This window comes from Paractinoplanes polyasparticus (genome assembly GCF_019710575.1).
GTDB classification, from domain to species: domain Bacteria; phylum Actinomycetota; class Actinomycetes; order Mycobacteriales; family Micromonosporaceae; genus Actinoplanes; species Actinoplanes polyasparticus.
This window is the reverse complement of record NZ_JAHWFK010000108.1, coordinates 1-4109: the sequence shown is the minus strand read 5'-3', so window position 1 is coordinate 4109 and position 4109 is coordinate 1. Positions and strand designations below refer to the sequence as shown.

The 4109-nt window shown below is 66.7% G+C and carries 5 protein-coding genes; all 5 read left to right on the top strand.

Annotated features, from left to right (window positions below; translation table 11 throughout):
• Window positions 1-354: 354 nt before the first annotated feature.
• The 5 genes from KXC43_RS50190 to KXC43_RS50170 all read left to right on the top strand — a co-directional run bounded on the left by KXC43_RS50190 (window position 355) and on the right by KXC43_RS50170 (window position 4104).
• Window positions 355-1050 (top strand): SDR family NAD(P)-dependent oxidoreductase, encoded by a 696-nt coding sequence (locus tag KXC43_RS50190; RefSeq protein WP_221383416.1) that lies wholly within the window; start codon window positions 355-357, stop codon window positions 1048-1050.
• A 91-nt stretch (window positions 1051-1141) separates the two neighbouring features.
• Complete coding sequence (locus tag KXC43_RS50185; RefSeq protein ID WP_221383417.1) at window positions 1142-2356, top strand: cytochrome P450; 1215 nt, start codon at window positions 1142-1144, stop codon at window positions 2354-2356.
• A 10-nt stretch (window positions 2357-2366) separates the two neighbouring features.
• Window positions 2367-2561, top strand: a complete 195-nt coding sequence (locus tag KXC43_RS50180) for a ferredoxin (RefSeq protein WP_221383415.1) — start codon at window positions 2367-2369, stop codon at window positions 2559-2561.
• Window positions 2562-2597: 36 nt separating this feature from the next.
• Entirely contained in the window at window positions 2598-3578 is a 981-nt protein-coding gene (locus KXC43_RS50175) for a transposase (protein WP_221383414.1), read from the top strand.
• A 220-nt stretch (window positions 3579-3798) separates the two neighbouring features.
• Entirely contained in the window at window positions 3799-4104 is a 306-nt protein-coding gene (locus KXC43_RS50170) for a hypothetical protein (protein ID WP_221383413.1), read from the top strand.
• Window positions 4105-4109 lie beyond the last annotated feature (5 nt).

Genomic DNA, 4109 nt, shown 5'->3' with positions numbered 1-4109 from the left:
ATCTGGAGCCTCGCACCTCTCGATCACCGGGTCCGCCTCACCGACCCTGAGCTGCAAGATCAGCTTGGAAAAGGCTCCTTCGTTGTGTCGATCTGGACGGTGCCACGCTGCGCGGCTTCCATAGATTCATCCCAACACTTGGCCTTGAAGTTCCATCAGGCGGCTCAATTGTGCAAGATCGACGCCCGGTTCTGGGCATACGGTGGCGCGACCAACAGCAACACCAGGAGACCAGGTGGACGGGAACATACAGAGTCGCACGGTGCTCGTCACGGGCGCCGCCAGCGGTTTCGGACGGTTGACGGTCGAGGCACTCGCCCGACGAGGGCACCAAGTATTCGCAAGGCCGAGCGCGTGGCCGCGACAGCGGTCGAGGTCGCGAGCCGGATCGACGTGGTGGTGAACAACGCCGGCGTGGTGTTCGCAGGTCCGCTCGATGCTTACAGCGCCGAAGAAGCAGCACGTCAGTTCGACCTGAATGTGCTAGGCGCGTTCCGGGTCAACCGGGCGGTGGTACCCCACATGCGCCGGGAAAGCCAAGGCCTGCTTATCCAGGTCAGCTCGACCGGGGACCGGGTGACCACACCCTTCACGGGGCTGTATTGCGCCAGTAAGGCCGCGCTGGCCTCGCTCACCGAGGCGTGGCGTCACGAGTTACGGGACGACGGTATCGAGTCGGTCAGTGTCCAAGCGGCCCCGCATGCGACCGAACTCGAGAAGCACGGCGTCATGCCTCAGGACCCCTCGATGATGGCGCCGTACATGCCCGCGCTCAGTGCCTTCGCCGCCGACTTCCAACAGCACACGCTGAAGCACGACCTTGACCCGCAGCCGGTAGCTGACGCCGTGGTCGCCCTCGTCGAGGCTGCCACCGGAACCCGACCCCACCACACCCCGGCCGGTCCCCGTGCACAGCGTGAGGCGATCGAATCCCTCAACAACGCGGCGGCGGCAGCGACCCGCATCGTGGCGACCGACATGGGTGTTGCAACCCATCTCGTCTGGCGAAAGACACGGGTCTCTGGTGCGGCGCGACGGCTCCACCCCTGAAGACCAGCGGCTCGGATAACAGGCGGTGGAGGCCCGTCCGGCTTCGCCGGCCACGACGTTCAGACCAGACATTTCACTGAAGGTGGTTCCCATGACGGAGTTTTCCACTGTCGACTACCCGGCTGTCCGCAGCTGCCCATTCGCTGAACCGGTCGAGCACACGCGACTACGTGAGCAGCAGCCGATCACGAAGGTCCCGCTGACCGGCGGTGGCGAGGCGTGGTGGGTCGCACGTCACGCCGAGGGCCGGGCCATCCTGGCCGATGCCCGGTTCTCAAAGGACCGGAGCCGGCCCAACTACCCGATGCCCGGGTTCGACGAGGCGATGCGGAAACAGTTCCGGATGCAGCCGCCCAGCATGAACAGCATGGACGGTAGCGCGCACGCGGCAGAGCGTCGAGCTGTGCTCGGCGAGTTCACCGTCAAGCGGCTGACTGCTCTGCGCCCACGCATCCAGAAGATCGTCGATGAGCGGATCGACGCCATGCTGGCCGCCGAGACACGCCCCCTCGATCTGGTGCCGACGCTGTCACTGCCGGTGCCGTCCCTGGTGATCTCGGAACTGCTGGGCGTGCCGTACTCCGATCATGAATTCTTCGAGTCCCGCACGATGACGATGGTCAGCGGCAACAGTTCGGCCGAGGGCCGCAGCAACGCCATGAAAGAACTGACCGGTTACCTCGGCGAGCTCGTCCTCGAGAAGGCGTCCGAGCCCTGCGACGACCTTCTGAGCCGGCTGATCGAGCGACGTCGCCAGGAGGGTGATCTCGATTTACAGGCGCTGCTGGGCATGGCCTTTCTCCTGCTTGGCGCCGGTCACGAGACGACCGCGAACATGATCTCCCTTGGAGTCATAGCCTTGCTGGAGCACCCAGCTCAGCTTGCCATGATCAAGGCCGACCCGGGCCGTACGCCGGCCGCCGTCGAGGAACTGCTGCGCTACTGCACGATCGTCGACCTGGGCGGAACTCGGGTGGCGACGGAAGACGTAGCAATCGGCGGGGTGACCATCCCGGCCGACGACGGGGTCATCGTCTCCCTCCTGTCGGCCAACCGGGATCCCGAGCCATTCCCCAACGCGGACGCGCTGGACATCGATCGCGGCGGCCGGCACCATCTCGCCTTCGGGTTCGGGCCGCACCAGTGTCTCGGCCAAAACCTGGCTCGTCTCGAGCTCCAGATCGTCTTCGACACGCTGTTCCGGCGCATCCCCGCACTCCGGCTCGCCGTCCCGATGAACGAAATCCCTTTCAAGTCCGACGCCCCGATTTTTTACGGCGCGTACAGCCTGCCCGTCACCTGGTAAGGAAACCATTGTGCGACTCACCGCAGACACCGGCCTGTGCGTCGGTGCAGGTCAGTGCGTGCTGACCGACCCGGCCGTCTTTGACCAGGACGATGACGGCATTGTCGCCTTGCTCACCGATCAGCCCGAAGGCGATGCGGCGAACCGGGCCGTGACCGCCGTCGCTGTGTGCCCGTCTCAAGCGATCACGATCATCGAGGGCTGAGCAGACGAACTTCAGCTTCGCTGCGACACAGGGTGGATGCAAGCCTTGGTCGATTCCCGGGCCCGGGACGGCTACGCGCTGCTGAGCGTTCTGGCCGGGCGTGAGGGCTTGGGCGAGCCGGTCACCCACGCGATGCACCTTTTGGCCACCGTCCTCGGCCAAGACCTCGAAACCGGCACCGATGGGCTGCTACGCATCGCCCGCAAAGTCGCAACCGACCGGGTGATCTCCACCGTTGATCCGCAAGCCCGGCACGGGCATAAGACCAGCCACCGCGGGTTCGACGGCTACAAAGCCCACATCGCGATCGACCCGGACAGCGAAATCATCACCGCCACCGCTGTGACCGCCGGCAACACCGGCGACGCCCAGCCCGCCCCCGACCTGATCGCTGACCTGACCCAGCCGGCCACCGACACCACCACCGCCGCCGGTGAGGGTGAAGCGGCGGTTTACGGCGACTCGGCCTACGGCGCCGGCGAGGTCCTCGCCCACCTGCACGACCACGACATCGACATCAAGACCAAGGTCCAACCGCCCAACGCCCCGGCCGGCACGTTCACCAAAGACCAGTTCACCATCAACCTCAGCCAAGCAACGGTGACCTGCCCCAACGGCACCACCATCACGATCCGGCCCGTGGTCGGCCATGACCGTCACGCCGGCAGAGCCGACTTCGGCAAAGCCTGCACCGGCTGCCCCCTGCGCGAACAGTGCACCGCCTCGAAAACCGGCCGGCACATCACCATCAGCCGCGGGGAAACCCACCTCACCGCCGCCCGCACCCGCCAACAAGACCCGGTTTGGCAAGCCGACTACCGCGCCACCCGCCCCAAAGTCGAACGCAAACTCGCTCACCTCATACGCCGCCGCCACGGCGGACGCCGCGCCCGCATGCGCGGCCGTGAACGCATCAGTGCGGACTTCACCCTCCTGGCCGCCGCCACCAACCTCGCCCGCCTGGCCACCCTCGGACTCACAGGCCACACCACCGGCTGGACCCCCAACCCCGCCTGAGCCTCACCCCGACCCGCCACCCACGCCCACCAAAACACAACGACGGCCGGTCGGCTACGTCGACCAACCGCCGTTTAATACCAGTCACCTAGCTAAGCCCACCTGGGACGACGGGTCGGCGCCCGCCCCGACGTGGCGTTCTTTAACACCTCGCAACGGCCGGGCCTCTTGACTGATGTCTGCCGGCGCCGAAGGGCGGCCCGGCAGAAGGGTCCGCATCATGAAGATCAAGAAGTCGCTCGCCGGGGGCGTACTGGTCCTGGCCGTCGCCGGTGGCGCGGTGGCCATCGCGACGTCGATGGCCACCGCGAGCACTCCCGCCCCGACCAGCCGGCCGAGTACGGCCGCAACCACTGACGCACCGTCGATCGGTGCGGTTGGCGAGGAAGGAGACCGGCCTCCGGCCGGCGTGACGGTCGAGAAGGCTGAGCCTGCGGTCGAGCTCGGTGCGGTCGGCCAGGAAGGAGACCGGCCTCCGGCCGGCGTGACGGTCGAGAAGGGCCAGGAAGCGAAGCCGGCCAAGTAGACCTG